The organism is Pararhodobacter zhoushanensis (assembly GCF_025949695.1).
GTDB lineage: Bacteria > Pseudomonadota > Alphaproteobacteria > Rhodobacterales > Rhodobacteraceae > Pararhodobacter > Pararhodobacter zhoushanensis_A.
This window is the reverse complement of record NZ_JAPDFL010000001.1, coordinates 2,851,622-2,868,965: the sequence shown is the minus strand read 5'-3', so window position 1 is coordinate 2,868,965 and position 17,344 is coordinate 2,851,622. Positions and strand designations below refer to the sequence as shown.

Sequence of the window (17,344 nt, the reverse complement as noted above, 5' to 3'; positions counted from 1 at the left end):
ATAGCCTCCGTGTTGGTGGGCCCAAGGCCCGGAATGAAAGCGCCGGTTTATCCGGCGGCGTGAAAAGACCGACCCAGCGAACCCGGCGCGGCCATGCTGCGGCGTGCCCGATTCGACGACATGATCACAAGCACAAGGATGGTGATGATGTACGGCGACATGGCAAGATATTCCACCGGGATACGGAAGCCCGCTGCCTGCAGATTCAACTGCAACACCATGATTCCGCCGAAAAGATAAGCACCTGCCAGGGCACGCCAGGGCCTCCATGATGCAAAAACGACCAAAGCGAGGGCGATCCAGCCTGCACCGGCTGTCATGCCTTCGGTCCATTGCGGCACGCGCACAAGGCTCAGATACGCACCGCCAAGGCCCGCGCAGGCCCCGCCGAACGCGATGGCCAGAATGCGCACGCGGGTGACCTTGTAGCCAAGCGCATGGGCTGAATCGTGGTTCTCGCCCACCGCGCGCAGCACCCGTCCGCCGCGCGAATAGTTCAGCCAGTACCAGACCGCCGCGACCAGCGCGATCGAGACGTAGACGAGGATGTCATGGTTGAACAGGATCGGACCGACCACCGGCAGATCAGTCAACGGGCCGAAATCCAGTTTGGGCGTCCGGGGCGGCACGATGCCGACATAGCTTTGTCCCAGCAGGGCCGAGAACCCCAGCCCGAACAGCGTCAGCGCAAGGCCCGAGGCGACCTGATTGGCCATCAGCAGCTGCGTCAGCACCGCAAAGAGCATCGACACCAGCGCTCCCGCAACAACCGCGCCGAGCATCCCCAGATAGGGGTTCTGCGTGGTTACGGCGATGGCAAAGCCAGCGACGGCCCCGGTGATCATCATGCCCTCAACCCCAAGGTTCAGGACACCGGCCTTTTCCACCACCAACTCGCCAATCGCGGCCAGCAGGATCGGGGTCGCCGCCACCATCAGCGAGGCGATTAGGATAACAGGGTTGATTGATCCGAAATCCATCACACGGCCTCCGAGCTGCGGCTGGGAAAGCTCAGCCGGACGCGATAATTGGACAAGACGTCAAGGGCGAGCAGGAAGAACAAGAGCATGCCCTGAAACACCTGAATGGCCGCGGCAGGCAGGTTCAGCATGAACTGCGCCAGCTCCCCGCCAATATACGTCAGTGCCAGAAGCAACCCGGCCAGCACGATGCCCACCGGATGCAACCGGCCCAGAAACGCGACGATGATCGCGGTGAAGCCATAGCCTGCGTTGAAATCGATGGTGATCAGGCGGGCAGGGCCCGCGACCTCGAACATGCCCGCCATTCCGGCGAAGGCTCCTGACAGCCCCAGACACATCAGCACCAGCCGCGCCGGTGCCACACCCGCAAAGCGCGCCGCGCGCGGGGCCTGACCGGCAAGCTGCACGTGAAAGCCCAGAATATGCCGTTGCAGCAGCACATAGGTAAAGATCACCGCGATCAGCGCCGCGACCACGCCCCAGTGCATCCCGGTATTGGCGATCAGCTCCTGGTTCGAGGCCGAGGCATAGTTGTGGATGTTGCGCGACCCGGGAAAGCCCGCGCCTTGCGGGTTGCGCATGAAGCCCGTCGCGGCCGCCGCCAGAAGCTTTTCGGCGATATAGACCATCAACAGTGAGACGAGGATCTCGTTGGTGTTGAACCGCGTCTTCAGGATCGCCGGGACCATCGCCCAGGCCCAGCCGCCCGCGGCACCCGCGATGATCATCAGCGGGAACACCAGCCAGCTTTCCGCCGGATAGAAGGCCAGCGCCACGGCAGCGGCGCAGAGCGCGCCGATGATGTATTGCCCCTCGGCCCCGATGTTCCAGATCCCGGCGCGGAAACCGACCGACAGGCCGACGGCGATCAGGATCAGCGGCCCGGCCTTGATCAAGAGTTGCGGGCGCGAATAGCTGGCGAATTGTTCGCTGAACAGCGGATCCCAGAAGATCAGCTTGATCGCCTCGAACGGGTTCTTGCCCAGCGCCATGAACAGGATGCCGCCCGCGATCATGGTTGCCAGGACGGCCACCACGGGCGTGGCGTAGTTCCACAGTTTCGACGGTGAGGGACGTTTTTCAAGCCGCAGCATGGGTTTCTCCTTCGGCGCCGCCCAGCATCAGGCCGATCTGGTCCATGGTCAGGCCTTGCACAGGTTTTGGCGCGCTGAGCCGTCCGCCATTGAGGGCAGCGAAATTGTCTGCGACTTCAAGCAATTCATCCAGATCCTGACTGATCACCACCACGGCGGCCCCGGCTTGGGCCAGATCGAGAATGGCCTGCCGGATCTGCGCGGCGGCCGAGGCATCGACGCCCCATGTCGGCTGGTTGACCACCAGCACCGAGGGGCGCTGCAGGATCTCGCGGCCGATGACGAATTTCTGCAGGTTGCCGCCGGACAGCGCGCGCGCGGCCACATGCGGGCCGGGGGTGCGCACGTCGAAACGCTTGATCACCGTTTCGGCAAAGGTCTTGGCCTTGCTCCAGCGGACAAAGCCCCGGCTCACCAGTTTCTCACGGTACGCCCCGGTCAGCAGGGCGTTCTCGGTCAGGCTCATATCAGGCGCGGCGGCGTGGCCCAGCCGTTCTTCGGGCGCGCACAGCAGCCCCATGGCGCGGCGGGCCGTCGGCCCGAAGTGCCCGACGGGGGTGCTGTCCATCTGCACCGCCGCGCTATCCGCGCGGATCTCGCCCGACAGCGCGCCCAAAAGCTCATCCTGTCCATTGCCCGCGACGCCACCGATCCCCAGCACCTCACCCGCGCGCACCGACAGGTTGACGCCTTTGAGCGAGGTGCCAAAGGCCGAAGGCGATGCGACCGACAGATCCGTCACCTTGAGCAGCATCTTCCCCGGCGTGCCCGCTTCGCGTGAGGGCGTGTGCAGCACTTGCCCGACCATCAGCTCGGCCAGCGAGCGGGCACTTTCCTTGCGCGGATCGGCGCGGCCCACCACCTTGCCCAGCCGCAGCACGGTGGCATTCTCGCACAGCGCCCGGATCTCTTCGAGTTTATGCGAAATATAAAGGATGGATTTCCCCTCGGACCTGAGCTGCCGCAGGGTGCGGAACAGGATGTCCACCTCTTGCGGGGTCAGCACCGATGTCGGCTCGTCCATGATCAGCAGTTGCGGGTTTTGCAGCAGGCAGCGGATGATCTCGACCCGCTGACGCTCACCGGCGGACAGATCACCCACCATGCGGTGCGGGTCCAGCGGCAGGCCGTAGTTGTTCGACACCTCGGTGATCCTGGCCGACAGCGCGCCGATGGGGGGCGGATTGTCCATGCCCAGCGCCACATTCTCGGCCACGTCCATCGCGTCGAACAGGCTGAAATGCTGGAACACCATCGCCACACCGGTGGCCCGCGCCTGCGCCGGGGCGGTCGGTGCATAGACCTCGCCGCGCCACAGCATCTGTCCCTCATTGGGCCGGATCAACCCGTAGATCGCCTTGACCAGCGTGGATTTGCCCGCGCCATTCTCGCCCAACAGGGCGTGGACCTCGCCCTCGCCAATATCAAAACTGACGTCACTGTTGGCGACGACGCCGGGGTAGACCTTGGTCAGGCCCTGTAGGGACAAGAGGGGTGTGCTCAACGGGCGATCTCTCTGGCTGGGGCAAGGGCGAGGGGCCGCGCGAGCATCTCGGCGGCGACGGAAATGGCGATGGCTTGGGGGTGTTTGCCGAAAGACGGATCGCCAATGGGGCAGCGGATGCGGTCGATTTGCACGGGCGCATGGCCCAGCGCCTGCAAGCGGGAACGGAACCGTGCCCATTTCGAGGCCGAGCCGATGAGGCCACAGGCGGCGAAGCCGTGGGTCAGCAGGCGGTGGCACAGGTCGAGGTCGAGCGCGTGGCTGAAGGTGAGGATCAGGTGTTCGGCGTCGGGCGGCGCTTGTGGGGTCAACGTGGCGGGGTTGGCGGCGGTCAGGGCGGTGACGCCTGCGGGGATGGTGTCGGGGAAACGGCCCGAGTCGGTGTCGATCCACGTCAGGCGCAGGCCGGGCAGGGGATGCAGCGTGTTCACCAGCGCCCGCCCGACATGGCCCGCGCCCCAGATCCACAGATCACGGGCGGGGGGTGAGACGGGTTCGGCCAGCCAGCCGTTGAGGTAGCGCAGGGCGGGGGTGTCCGTGCCTTGATTGCGCGTAGCTTTGAGCGCGCGCAGGATGGCCAGCGGGGGCTCTGCTGCCGCATCGCGGGCCACCGGGCGGGCAAAGAGACCCGTTTCCGGCACTTCCCTTAATACCGACGCATCGAAGCGCTCAAACCCCAGGGTCACCGCCCCGCCGCAACATTGCCCCAAGGCCGGGCCCAGTGCCGTTTTCTCGACCCGCGCCGCGCCGCCCGCCAGCATCGCCCGCGCCTTCGTTGTTGCGTCAAACTCCAGCGCGCCGCCGCCAATCGTGCCCGACTGCCCGTCCGCCCAGACCAGCATCGCCGCCCCGGCTTCGCGCGGGGACGAGCCCTGATGACCGCAGATCACCACCCGCGTCACCGCGCCGTGGCTGGCCACCGCCTGCGCAAGCCCGGCGCGGTCAAACATACCCGCCCCGCTGGCGAACCACCGCGGCCAGAATGCATTCCGCCGTCGCGGGCGCGTCGAGATTGACGTATTCGGACCCGTCGCCGCAGGCCGCCACCGCATCGCTGAGCGCCAGCAGCGTGGCGATGCCATGCATGAAGGGCGGCTCGCCGACGGCTTTGGATTTGTGGATCGTCTCTTCAGGGTTCGCGCCGATCCACAGATCGACGTTGAACACGCGCGGACGGTCGCCACAGGCGGGGATCTTGTAGGTGCTGGGTGCGTGGGTGCGCAACCGGCCCTTGTCGTCCCAGACCAGTTCCTCGGTGGTCAGCCAGCCCGCGCCCTGAATGAAGCCGCCCTCGACCTGACCCTTGTCCAGCGCCGGGTTCAGCGAGGCCCCCGCGTCATGCAGGATATCGGCGCGCAGCATGCGGTTCTCACCGGTCAGCGTGTCGATCACCACCTCGACGCAGGCTGCGCCATAGGCGAAGTAGAAAAACGGGCGTCCCTGACCCGCAACGCGGTCCCACGAAAGCTTGGGCGTGGCGTAAAACCCGGTCGAGGACAGGCTGACGCGGTTGGAATAGGCGGAAGTGGCGGCCTCGGCGAAGCTCATCTCGGCGCCACCGACCCTGACGATGCCGTCCTCGAACACCACCGCGTCGGGCGTGGTCTGGTGCAGGTGCGCCAGATGCTCGGCCATGCGGTCGCGGATCGTGTCGCAGGCGGCTTTCACCGCCATCCCGTTCAGATCCGACCCCGACGACGCGGCCGTGGCGGAGGTATTCGGCACCTTGGCGGTATCCGTCGCCGTGATCTTGATAGCCTCAAGCGGTACGCCAAAGGCGGCGGCGGCCACTTGGGCTACCTTCTGGAACAGGCCCTGACCCATTTCCGTGCCACCATGGTTCAGGTGGATCGAGCCGTCCTGATACACATGCACCAGCGCGCCCGCCTGATTGAGATGGGTCAGGGTGAAGCTGATGCCAAACTTGACCGGCGTCAGCGCGATGCCCTTTTTCAGCACGGGATTGGCGGCGTTCCACTCAGCAACCTTGGCCTTGCGCGCGGCGTAATTGCTCGATTTCTCCAGCTGCGCGACCAGTTCGTGCAGGATGAAATCCTCGACCGGCTGGCCGTAGGGCGTGGTCTGCGGGCCGGTATCCTCGGGCTGCATGGGGCTATGCGCGCCGCCAAACCGCTTGGCTGTGCCCGGGCCGGTCTTGGGCGGCGTCGCCGCGCGGTAGAAGTTGGCCTTGCGCACGCTGAGCGGTTCAAGCTTCAGCTCGGCGGCGATGTGGTCCATCACCCGCTCGATGCCCAGCATCCCCTGCGGGCCACCGAAACCGCGATACGCCGTTGCCGAGCACATGTTGGTGCGCAAACGGTGGCTCTCAATCCGCACATTCGGCAGCCAATAGGCGTTGTCGGCGTGCAGCATTGCCCGGTCGGCAACCGGCGGGGTCAGGTCCAGTGACCAGCCCGCGCGGGTGTAGTGGCGAAACTCGATCCCCAGAACCTTGCCCTCGCCGTCCACGCCGACGGTGTAATCAATGCGGAAATCATGGCGCTTGCCGGTGATGACCATGTCGTCATCGCGGTCATAGCGCATCTTGCAGGCCTTGCCCGTGTGCCGCGCAGCCAGTGCGCAGGCGACGGCCAAAGCGTTGCCCTGGCTCTCCTTGCCGCCAAACCCGCCGCCCATGCGCCGGGTTTCCACGCGCACCGCGTGCATCGGCAGATGCAGCGCATGGGCGACCTTGTGCTGGATCTCGGTCGGGTGCTGGGTCGAGGAGACCACATGCATGTCGCCGCCCTCTTGCGGGCTGGCCAGCGCGGCCTGACCTTCAAGGTAGAAATGCTCTTGCCCGCCCATCTCGATCCGTCCCTCGAGGGTGCGGGGGGCTTTGGCGATGGCGTCAGCGGGTTCGCCGCGCGCCCAGATGCGCGGTCCGCCCTCAAAGTACGACTCGGCAGCAAGGGCCTGATCGACCGTCAGGATCGCCGGTTCCTCGGCGTAGGCAATCGTCGCTTTGCGCGCCGCCTTGCGGGCGTTCAGATGCGTGTCGGCGATGACCAGAAACACCGGCTGGCCGACATAGTGAACCGTGCCCGTGGCCAACAGCGGTTCGTCATTGTTTGAGGGTGAACAATCGGCATCGCCGATGTCCTCGGCGCTGAGCACCGCCACAACGCCGGGTGCGGACCGCACCGCCGCAAGGTCCATCGCGGTGATCGCGCCGCGCGCGACGGTCGACAGGCCAAAGGCCAGATGCAGCGTGCCTGCGGGCGTGGGGATGTCATCGACATAGCGCGCTTCACCGGTGACGTGCAGAGGGGCCGCGTCATGCGGGACGGGTTTGTGGATCGCGCTCATGCTGAAACCTCCAGCACATCGGTGGCAAGGCCCTGATCTTCAAGGAAATAGCGCAAGAGAAGGTTCTGCGCGGCCTGCATCCGGTAGTCCGCCGAGGCACGCATGTCCGACATCGGCTGGAAATCGTGTTTGAACGCGGGCAGGGCAGCTTGCACCGTCGCCTCGGACCACGGCTGGCCGATCAGCGCGGCCTCGACCGCAGCGGCACGTTTGGGAATGCCCGCCATGCCGCCGTAGGCGATGCGCGCGGCGGTGACGGTGCCGCCCTCAATGGTGAGGTTGAAGCACCCAAGCAAAGCCGAGATGTCCTGATCAAACCGCTTGGAGATCTTGTAGCATTTCAGCCGGTCAGGGCCGCGCGGAATGCTGACCGCCTCGACGAATTCGCCCGGCGCGCGGTCCTGCTTGCCGTAGTCAAGGAAGAACGCCTCGATCGGCATCGACCGCCGTTCATCCCCCTTGCGCAGATAGAGCGTGGCCCCCAGCGCGATCAGCGCGGGCGGGCTGTCGCCGATGGGGGAACCGTTGGCGATATTGCCGCCCAGCGTGGCAGCGGCGCGGACCTGCGCCGAGCCATAGCGGCGGATCATCGCGGCGAAGCCGGGGTAGAAAGGGGCAATGGCGGGGAGAAGCTCGGCCAGCGTGGTGACCGCGCCGATGTGGATGGCGTCCTCGGTGATCTCGATGCCGCGCATGTCCTCGACACCGGCGAGAAACGCGACCGGGCCGAGGTCGCGCAACTGCTTGGTCACCCACAGACCGACATCCGTAGCCCCGGCGATCAAGCGGCCCTCGGGGTTGGCGCTGTACCACGCCGCCAGTTCGTCCGAGCTGCGGGGCAGGGCCACGCCCTCGGGCGCATCAACGTCCGGCAGTGCTGCCGCTTGCGCCGCCAACCACGCTGGCACCGGCTCTTTCGCCGCCGCCTCAGCCGCGCGCACGATGGGCGCATAGCCGGTGCAGCGGCACAGGTTGCCCGCCAGATGCGTGTCGTGGTCCGTCTCGCCGTTCAGATGGCCCGTCGCCATCGACATGATGAAACCGGGGGTGCAGAAACCGCATTGGCTGCCATGCTCGGCCACCATCGCCGTCTGCACCGGGTGCAGCGCGCCGTCAGGGCTGCGCAGTCCCTCAACCGTATGCACGACTTTGCCATGCAGTTGCGGGAGGAACAGGATGCAGGCATTCACCGCCCGGCTGCCGCGCTCATCCGACAGCATGACCGTGCAGGCCCCGCAATCGCCCTCGTTGCAGCCTTCCTTGGTGCCTTTCAGGCCGCGGTCTTCGCGCAGCCAGTCCACCAGCGTGCGCGTGGCCGGTTGCCCTGCAACCTCCACGTCCGTTCCGTTGAGAACAAACCTGATACTGGTCATGCGTCGATCCGCCGCTTTCTCCCCGAGAGGGCTTTTCCCTGCGCCCGATGCGGCGTAAAGCGCCGGGGGTGCCCCTTGTTCTTATCGTTCAGTGAACAGTGACCGGGCTTTTCAGGCAAGCACAGACTTGCTGCGGCCCTGAGAAGCATTTTCGCCCATCTGTTGAAAATAGCGCCGCCCTTGCGCGCGACTGCCTGCCGGATAAGCTGGAACCATGGCCAACCCTCGATTCATCCACCTGCGTGTGCATACCGAATACTCGTTGCTGGAAGGCGCGGTTCCGGTCAAGGCACTAATCAAGACCTGCACCAAGCGCGACATGCCCGCCGTGGCGATTACCGATACAAACGCGCTGTTCGCCGCGCTGGAATTTTCCGTGCTGGCCAAAGGGGCTGGCATTCAGCCGATTGTGGGATGTCAGATCGACGTCCAGCTGCCGGTGCAGCAAACGGGCGAAAAACCCCGGCCTGCCGCGCCGCTGGTGCTGCTGGCGCAGACCGAGCGTGGCTATGAGAACCTGATGAAGCTGAACTCGTGCCTCTATTTGCGCACGGATGGCTCGCTTCCCCATGTCACCCCTGACGATCTGGCCCAGCACGCCGAGGGGCTGATCTGCCTGTCGGGCGGCCCGGATGGCGTGGTCGGGCGGCTGATCCGTGAGGGGCAGGGCGCGCGGGCCCGTGAGTTGATGGCATTCTTTGCCGAGATCTATGCAGAGCGCTTCTACGTCGAACTCCAGCGCCACCCCGGCGAAGGGGGCGCGCTGACCGAGGCCGAGCAGCGCACCGAGCGCCCGTTTCTTGAGATGGCCTATGCGATGGATCTGCCGATCGTTGCCACCAACGATGTCTATTTCCCCGACGCCAAGATGTACGAGGCCCATGACGCGCTTTTGTGCATCAAGGAAGGCGCCTATGTTGACCAGCAGGAACCGCGCCGCCACCTGACGCCGCAGCATTATCTCAAAACCCCGGACGAGATGGCCGCGCTGTTCGCCGATCTGCCGGAGGCGCTGGAAAACACCGTCGAGATTGCCAGACGCTGCGCCTTTGCGACCTACAAACGCAACCCGATCCTGCCCAAGTTCGCGGATGACGAGGTGCAGGAATTGCGTCGTCAGGCCAATGAGGGGCTGCAAAACCGGCTCAAGGTGATCCCGCATGCGGTGACGCCTGAGGAATATCAGGCGCGGCTCGATTTCGAGCTGGGGATCATCGAGAAGATGGGGTTCCCGGGCTACTTCCTGATCGTTGCCGATTTTATCAAATGGGGCAAGGATCAGGGCATTCCGGTCGGACCGGGCCGGGGCTCGGGTGCAGGGTCGCTGGTGGCTTATGCGCTGACCATCACCGATCTTGACCCGCTGCGTTATGCGCTGCTGTTCGAGCGCTTCCTGAACCCTGAACGGGTGTCGATGCCCGACTTCGACATCGACTTTTGCATGGACCGCCGCGAAGAGGTGATCCGCTATGTGCAAGAGAAATACGGCCGCGAAAAAGTGGGACAGATCATCACCTTCGGTGCGCTTTTGTCCAAGGCGGCGGTGCGCGACGTGGGCCGCGTGTTGCAGATGTCCTATGGGCAGGTCGACAAGCTTTCCAAGATGATCCCGGTCGAGGGGGTCAAGCCGGTCTCGATCACCAAGGCGCTGGCCGATGAGCCGCGCCTGCGCGAAGCGGCCAAGGAAGAGGTTGTCGGGCGGCTGCTCGATTTTGCCGAAAAGGTTGAAGGTCTGCTGCGCAACGCCTCGACCCACGCCGCCGGGGTGGTGATCGGCGACCGGCCGCTGGATGCGCTGGTGCCGCTCTACCGCGATCCGCGCTCGGACATGCCGGCCACGCAGTTCAACATGAAATGGGTCGAGCAGGCCGGTCTGGTCAAGTTCGACTTTCTGGGTCTGAAAACCCTGACCGTGATCCAGAACGCCATCGACCTGATCCGCACCTCGGGCCGCGATCTGCACATCGCCCCGAACGGCGAGATGCTGTATGAGCCGCCCGCCGGAACCGAGAACGAGATCAACCTGATCCCGCTCGACGATCCGCGCACCTATCGCCTCTACGCTGAAGCCAAGACCGTCGCCGTGTTCCAGGTGGAATCCTCGGGCATGATGGACGCGCTGCGGCGGATGAAACCGACCTGTATCGAGGATATCGTGGCGCTGGTGGCGCTGTATCGTCCCGGCCCGATGGAGAACATCCCGACCTATTGCGAGGTCAAGCACGGCACCAAGAAACTGGAGTCCCTGCACCCGACGATTGACCCCATTCTGGCCGAAACCCAAGGCATCATCGTCTATCAGGAACAGGTGATGCAGATCGCTCAGGTGATGGGCGGCTACACGCTGGGCGGGGCGGATCTGCTGCGCCGGGCGATGGGTAAGAAGATCGCCGAGGAAATGGCGAAAGAGCGGCCCAAGTTCATTGACGGGGCCAAGGCGACGCATGGAATCGACGCGAAGAAAGCCGGGGAAGTCTTTGACCTTCTGGAAAAATTCGCCAACTACGGCTTCAACAAATCCCACGCCGCCGCCTATGCTGTGGTCAGCTATCAGACCGGCTGGCTGAAGGCCAATCACCCGGTCGAATTCATGGCCGCGGTGATGAACTGCGATATCCATCTGACCGACAAGCTGGCGGTCTATAAACGCGAAGTCGACCGCATGGGGATCGAGATTGTCCCTCCTTGCGTCAACCGTTCACTGGCGACGTTCAGCGTGGTTGAGGGGCGTCTGGTCTATGCCTTGGGCGCGTTGAAGAACGTCGGGATGGAGGTCATGCGCCTGCTGGTCGAGGCGCGCGGCGACACGCCGTTCCGCGATCTGACCGATTTCGCCCGGCGCGTGGACATGAAGAAAGTCGGCAAGCGGCCCTTGGAAATGCTGGCGCGTGCCGGGGCGTTCGACACGCTGGAAAAAAGCCGCAAGCGGGTGTTCGACAGCCTCGACGGGCTGGTCGCCTATTCGGCGGCGGTGTTCGAGGCGGCCAGTTCCGGCCAGAACTCGCTGTTCGCGGGCGGTGACGACCTGCCGCCGCCGCGTCTGGGCAAGGCCGGGGACTGGCTGCCGACCGACAAGCTGACGCATGAACACGCGGCGATCGGCTTCTACCTGTCGGGTCATCCGCTGGATGACTACGCAGGCGCGCTCAAACGCAAGGACGTGGTGACGCTGGCCGAGCTGACCCGCAAGGCGCAAGGCGGCGCGCTGGTGGCGCGGATCGCGGGTTCGGTCAGCTCGCGGCAAGAGCGTAAATCGGCGCGCGGCAACCGCTTTGCCTTCGTGCAACTCTCTGATCCGACCGGGCTTTTTGAGGTCACGGTGTTCTCCGAAACGCTGGAAGCATCGCGCCAGCATCTGGAAACCGGGATGAATGTCGTGCTGACGGTCGAGGCCACGCTCGAGGGCGATACGCTCAAACTGCTGGCGCGCGGGGCGGCGCCGATTGACGATGTGGTCGCCGATGCCGGGGCCGCCGGTTTGCGCGTGCGGCTGGAAGCCCCCGGTGCGCTGAGCGAATTGCTTGACGTCTTCGACAACCTGCCGCCCAACGCGCCGCGCAAGGCCTTCGGCCCGCTGCGGTTCTGCGTGCCCGACCCGCTGACCGGCGGCGAGATCGAGATCGACGCAGGCCGTCAGGTCCCGGTGACGCCGCTGCTCAAACAGCAGGTCCGGGCGATTGAGGGCGTGCTCGCAATCGAGGAGGTCTGATGTGCTGACACTCACAACGCAGGGGCGGATACGGGTCTGGACCCTTTCACGGCCCGAGGCCCGCAATGCGGTGAACCCTGCGCTGGCGCGTGCGCTTTACGACGCGGCGCTGGCGTTTGACGCAGATGAAACGGTCGATGTGGCCATCCTGACCGGCGCGGACGGGGCGTTCTGTGCGGGGTTTGATCTGAAGTCGGCCTCAACTGGGGACGGGGCGGACTGGATCGGCGGGCTGGATTTGCCCGCTGACTGGCGCGATCCGGTGAACGATCCGCGCCCCGGTCCGATGGGGCCTTCGCGGCTGATGCTGTCCAAGCCAGTGATCGCTGCCGTTGAAGGCCCCGCCGTCGCGGGTGGGATGGAACTGGCGCTGTGGTGCGATCTGCGCGTCATGGCGCAGGACGCGACGTTTGGCGTGTTCTGTCGCCGCTGGGGCGTGCCGTTGATTGACGGCGGTACGGTTCGACTGCCGCGCGTCGTGGGCCAAGGCCGGGCGAATGACCTGATCCTGACGGGCCGGCCGGTGGGGGCGGATGAAGCGTCGCGGATCGGATTGGCCGACCGCGTGACCGCGCCGGGCGCGGCGCTTGAGACCGCGTTGGCGCTGGCCGAAAGCCTCACGCGGTTTCCGCAGGGCTGCCTGCGCGCCGATTTTCTCTCGGCCCGCATGGCCCCGGCGGATCTGGCCGCAGCGCTCAAGCGCGAATGGGTGAGCGCCGGAATGGTGCTGGCCGAGGGTATCGCCGGGGCGACGCGCTTTGCCCAAGGGGCCGGGCGCGGCGGGTCGTTCGATTAACGGCTCAGGCTTGCCGCTTGCCGCGCCAGCGCCGTGATGCCGTCCCAATCGCCTGCCGCCATCATCTTCGCCGGAGCAACCCAGCTACCGCCGACGCAGGCGACGTTGGGCAGCGACAGATAGTCAGCGGCATTCTGCGGGCTGACGCCACCGGTCGGGCAGAAGGTCGCTTGCGGTAGCGGACCATAGAGTCCCTTGAGCAGAGCCGGACCACCGGCGGGACCGGCGGGGAAGAATTTCATTGTCCGATACCCGAGTTCCAAGAGCGCCATGACCTCGCTCGCCGTGGCCGCGCCCGGCAGCAAAGGCAGGCCCTGCGCGGCACAGGCGGCGATCAGCGCGGGCGTTGCACCGGGCGACACGGCAAAGGTTGCGCCCGCCGCCTTGGCCCGCTTCACGTCATGTGCGCTGAGCACCGTTCCCGCACCGACCCGAGCGCCCGGCACGGTCGCCATCGCCGCCATGGCTTCAAGCGCGCAGTCGGTGCGCAGCGTGACTTCGAGCACGGGCAAACCGCCCGCGACGAGCGCCCGCGCGAGCGGTTCGGCATGAGCGACATCCTCGATCACCAGAACCGGGATCACCGGCGCAAGATCGCACAGGCTGCGTGTGGCGTGACTTTGCAGGGCAGGATTCATCGGCGGCCTCATTCGACATGTGGTTTTTGCGATAGAGGCTTCAGGGCCGAAAAGCAAATGGTTCCGCTAACACGGGGTGTGCCGTGACTGCTGGCGGCATCACCTTATTTGCCAGACATTTACGGAGACAGACGGGTTTACCCTGTGCATATCGACGCTGATTGAGCGTGCTCGCGGCGAATTTCATACACGAATCTATCCACAGGTCTGTAAATGTAAGGCAATAAAACAGGGGCTCTCGATGCGGTGCACCGGACGCGTTTATGGCCGTGCCAAGCACGCCAAAACGCTTAAGAAATCGTCGTAACTTGTTGAAAAATAACATCGCGGAAAAAGGGCTGCGCCGCAAGTTTTCCAGGACGCTTCTCCGCGCCGCAGCCCGCGATTTTTCGACAATCCACAGCCGCGCCTGTCCACAAAAGTTATGCACAGGCGCGGCTGTGGGTTATTTCTGGGAAAGAAGCGAGTCGACCTCGGCCTTCACCTTGACTACCGCAGCCTCTTTCACCGGACCGTAGCCGCGAATCCCCATCGGGGCGGACAAAAGCGCGCGCGCGGTGCTTTCGTCGCGGGTTGCCGCTGTCTGGATCAGCCCCTCGAACCAGTCGATCAGCCCGCGCTCCATGCGCCGCTCTTCGGTCCGGCCAAACGGGTCCAGCGCCGTGCCGCGCAGGGGTTTCATGCGCACCAGCACCGCATAGGCCGGGCGCATCGCCCAGCCGGGGAAGCGGCGCTTCTTGGGGCGACCGCGCCCGTCGGTGCCGGGCAGCATCGGCGGGGCGAGGTGATAGCTCAGCTTGGCCCCGTCGCCAAAGTCCCGGGCGATCTGCTGGGCGAAGGCGGGATCGCGGTGCAGACGGGCGACCTCGTATTCGTCCTTGTAGGCCATCAGCTTGAACAGCGAGTTGGCGGCCAGACGCGCGCGCGCCTCATCGCCCATCACCGGCGCCAGCGCCTTGCGGAAGCGCGCGGCATAGGCGGCGTTCTGGTAGGTGGTCAGCGCGTCGGCGCGTCGGTTGATCAGGTGTTCGACCGGCTCGACCTCAGGGGTCTTTTCGCGGAACAGATCCGGGTTCACCGCCGCCAGCCGCCCCAGCGCAAAGGCGCGGGTGTTGGCGGCAATCGCCACGCCGTTCAGGGTGATCGCGCGCAGCAGCGCGTCCAGCCCCACCGGCACCAGCCCGCGTTGCCAGGCAAAGCCCAGCATCAGCATATTGGCGAAGACCATGTCGCCCAGAAGCTCTTCGGCCACCCGTCCGGCGTTCAGCGCGCCCAGATCGCCGACAGCGCCATCCAGAGCGCGCAGCCGGGCGGGCACCTTGAGCGAAGCGTCGCGGTTCAGCACGATGTCGCCGGTGGGCATCTCGGCGAGGTTCACCACGGCACGGGTTTGCGGGTTCAGGCAGGTCGAGGCTTTGGGCGACGAGGACACGACGATATCGCAGCCGATCAGCGCGTCGGCGCTGGCGCTGTCGATGCGCACCTGCGTCAGCAGGGCGGGCGTACGGGCCAGCCGCAGGTAGCTGAGCACCGGGCCGAATTTCTGCGCAAAGCCGGTGAAATCGAGCACCGACACGCCGCGCCCCTCCAGATGCGCCGCCATGGCGGTGATCTGGCCGACCGTGACCACGCCGGTGCCGCCAACACCGGTGACCAGCAGATCCCAGCTGTCCGCCTCGGGCAGCGCGGGCAGGGGCAGGGTGGCGAGGGCGGCTTCGACCTCGGGCCGGGCTTGCGGCGCGGGTTTGCGGCGGTCTGCGCCCTCAACGGTGACGAAGGAGGGGCAGAAACCGTCGAGGCAGGAGAAATCCTTGTTGCAGGTCGACAGGTTGACGCGGCGCTTGGGGCCCAGATCCGTTTCAATGGGCTCGACCGACAGGCAGTTCGAGGCGACCGAGCAATCGCCGCAGCCTTCGCAGACCGCCGGGTTGATCACGGCGAATTTCTGCGGATCGGGCAGGGTGCCACGCTTGCGGCGGCGGCGCTTTTCGGTGGCGCAGGTTTGTTCGTAGATCAGGACGGTAACGCCCTCGATCTCGCGCAGCTCGCGCTGCACGGCGTCCATCTCGTCGCGGTCGTGAAAGCTGGTGCCGGCGGGATAGTCGGATTTACTGAACTTGCTGATGTCATCCGAGACCAGCGCGATCCGCGTTACCCCCTCGGCGCGGCAGACGGCGGCGATGGCCTGCACGCTGACCGGGCCGTCGACGGGCTGGCCGCCGGTCATGGCGACGGCATCATTGTAGAGGATCTTGTAGGTGATATTCGCGCCCGCAGCGATGGATTGCCGGATCGCCATGCTGCCCGAATGATACCAAGTTCCCTCGCCAAGATTTTGGAAAACATGGTTTTTCCCGGTAAACCGGCTGGAGGCCGCGTGGTTCACCCCTTCGCCGCCCATCTGGATCAGGCTGGTCGTCTCGCGGCCCATCCAACTGGCCATGAAGTGACAGCCGATGCCCGCCAACGCCTTGGACCCCTCGGGCACGCGGGTCGAGGTATTGTGCGGGCAGCCCGAGCAGAAATAGGGCGTGCGGGTGGCGCCGGGGATCTGCAGCACCTGCGGCTTGTGGCCGAGGATGGCATCGGCGCGGGCTGGAAAGCCCTCGTCCGGGAACAGGCGGTGCAGGCGCCTGGCGATCAGCGGCAGCAGGAGGCGCGGGGTCAGCTCGCTGGTCCAGGGCACCAGCCGCTCGCCCAGCTCGTCATTCTTGCCGGTCATGTGGCGCGGTTTGCGGCCGTCCCAGTCGTAGAAATACTCTTTCAGCTGGCTTTCGATGATGCCGCGCTTTTCCTCGACGATCATCACCTCGTCCTTGCCCTCGACAAAGCGCAGGGCGTCGCGGCGGGCCAGCGGCCAGACCATGCCGACCTTGTACAAATCAATGCCGAGACGGCGGCAAGCAGCCTCGTCCAGACCCAGCAGGCGCAGCGCCTCGATCAGGTCCAGATGCGCCTTGCCGGTGGTGACAAAGCCAAAGCGCGCCTCGGGCAGGTCGTATTCGGCGCGGTCGATGGGGTTGGCCTCGGCAAAGGCGGCGACGGCGCGTTTCTTGGCTTCCATGCGTTCTTCGATCTGCATGCCGGGCAGGTCGGGCCAGCGGTAGTGCAGCCCGCCGGGATACGCGTCCAGTTCGGGCGCGCGGAACACGCGGTCGGCGGGCAGCTCGACCGACATGGCACTTTCCACCACGTCCGAGACCGCCTTGAAGCCAACCCACATGCCGGTGGCGCGCGACAGGGCATAGCCCCATTCGGCGAAGGGCAGGAATTCCGCGACCGAGGCCGGGTTCAGGCAGGGCATGAACCACGCCATGAAAGCCACATCCGACTGGTGCGACATCGACGAGCTGACGCAGCCGTGGTCATCACCCGCCACGACCAGTACGCCGCCGTGCTGGCTGGAGCCGTAAGCATTGCCGTGCTTGAGCGCATCACCGGCGCGGTCAACGCCCGGGCCCTTGCCGTACCACAGGCCAAAAACGCCCTGCACCTCTTTGAGCGGATCGCTTTCCACCTGCTGGCTGCCCAGAATGGCGGTGGCGGCGAGGTCTTCGTTGACGGCGGGCAGGAACTCGACCTGCGCCGCTTTCAGCCGCCTGGACTGCCGCCACATCTCAAGATCGACACCGCCCAGGGGTGAGCCGCGATAGCCGCTGACCAGCCCGGCGGTGTTCAGCCCCGCCGCCTTGTCGCGCCGCGCCTGATCCAGCACCGCGCGCACCAGCGCCTGTGTGCCGGTCAGAAAGACCCGGCCCGAGGGGCGGGTGTAGCGGTCATCGAGGGCGTAGTCGTCAAGCGGGCGGAGGGGGGCGTTCATGGCTATCCTCATGCTGTTTGGACAAGGATAACGTAGCGCGGACGAAAAGCGGTGCCAGAGTTACCCCTTTGACGGGGGTTTCTTTCACGGATGTTCCGCGCTAACCCTGAATTCTGGA

At 65.6% G+C, this 17,344-nt stretch carries 10 protein-coding genes; 2 read left to right on the top strand and 8 right to left on the bottom strand.

Going from position 1 to position 17,344, the window contains the following annotated elements; translation table 11 throughout:
• Positions 1 to 47: 47 nt before the first annotated feature.
• Genes OKW52_RS14335 through xdhA form a run of 6 tightly spaced genes read right to left on the bottom strand, consistent with a single transcriptional unit; the run spans position 48 to position 8,263 of the window.
• Positions 48 to 980 carry an ABC transporter permease gene (locus tag OKW52_RS14335; RefSeq protein WP_264506322.1) on the bottom strand — a complete coding sequence of 311 codons (933 nt, stop codon included), beginning with the start codon at positions 978 to 980 and terminating at the stop codon, positions 48 to 50.
• Positions 980 to 2,077, bottom strand: coding sequence for an ABC transporter permease (locus OKW52_RS14330; RefSeq protein ID WP_264506321.1), 1,098 nt, complete (start codon positions 2,075 to 2,077; stop codon positions 980 to 982). Before OKW52_RS14330 ends, OKW52_RS14335 begins: the two co-directional genes overlap by 1 nt.
• Positions 2,064 to 3,581: an ABC transporter ATP-binding protein gene (locus OKW52_RS14325; protein WP_264506320.1), complete on the bottom strand. Its 1,518-nt coding sequence runs from the start codon at positions 3,579 to 3,581 to the stop codon at positions 2,064 to 2,066. Before OKW52_RS14325 ends, OKW52_RS14330 begins: the two co-directional genes overlap by 14 nt.
• On the bottom strand, positions 3,578 to 4,531 hold the full coding sequence (gene xdhC, locus OKW52_RS14320) for a xanthine dehydrogenase accessory protein XdhC (protein WP_264506319.1): 954 nt from the start codon (positions 4,529 to 4,531) through the stop codon (positions 3,578 to 3,580). Before xdhC ends, OKW52_RS14325 begins: the two co-directional genes overlap by 4 nt.
• Positions 4,524 to 6,890: a xanthine dehydrogenase molybdopterin binding subunit gene (gene xdhB, locus OKW52_RS14315; protein WP_264506318.1), complete on the bottom strand. Its 2,367-nt coding sequence runs from the start codon at positions 6,888 to 6,890 to the stop codon at positions 4,524 to 4,526. The genes xdhC and xdhB overlap by 8 nt, the downstream gene beginning before the upstream one ends.
• A complete protein-coding gene (gene xdhA / locus OKW52_RS14310; protein WP_264506317.1) occupies positions 6,887 to 8,263 on the bottom strand; it encodes a xanthine dehydrogenase small subunit in 1,377 nt (458 codons plus the stop codon). Before xdhA ends, xdhB begins: the two co-directional genes overlap by 4 nt.
• A 214-nt stretch (positions 8,264 to 8,477) precedes the next feature.
• Here xdhA and dnaE point away from each other — a divergent pair, with 214 nt between their 5' ends.
• Both dnaE and OKW52_RS14300 read left to right on the top strand, forming a co-directional pair.
• Positions 8,478 to 11,972, top strand: coding sequence for a DNA polymerase III subunit alpha (gene dnaE / locus OKW52_RS14305; protein ID WP_264506316.1), 3,495 nt, complete (start codon positions 8,478 to 8,480; stop codon positions 11,970 to 11,972).
• Position 11,973: 1 nt separating this feature from the next.
• Positions 11,974 to 12,768 carry a crotonase/enoyl-CoA hydratase family protein gene (locus OKW52_RS14300; RefSeq protein WP_264506315.1) on the top strand — a complete coding sequence of 265 codons (795 nt, stop codon included), beginning with the start codon at positions 11,974 to 11,976 and terminating at the stop codon, positions 12,766 to 12,768.
• Here the strand turns inward: OKW52_RS14300 and OKW52_RS14295 are convergent.
• Positions 12,765 to 13,406 carry a bifunctional 4-hydroxy-2-oxoglutarate aldolase/2-dehydro-3-deoxy-phosphogluconate aldolase gene (locus OKW52_RS14295; RefSeq protein WP_264506314.1) on the bottom strand — a complete coding sequence of 214 codons (642 nt, stop codon included), beginning with the start codon at positions 13,404 to 13,406 and terminating at the stop codon, positions 12,765 to 12,767. The genes OKW52_RS14300 and OKW52_RS14295 overlap by 4 nt on opposite strands.
• 445 nt (positions 13,407 to 13,851) lie before the next feature.
• The gene (locus OKW52_RS14290) at positions 13,852 to 17,226 is read right to left on the bottom strand and encodes an indolepyruvate ferredoxin oxidoreductase family protein (RefSeq protein ID WP_264506313.1); all 3,375 of its coding nucleotides are present in this window, start codon (positions 17,224 to 17,226) and stop codon (positions 13,852 to 13,854) included.
• Positions 17,227 to 17,344: the final 118 nt, after the last annotated feature.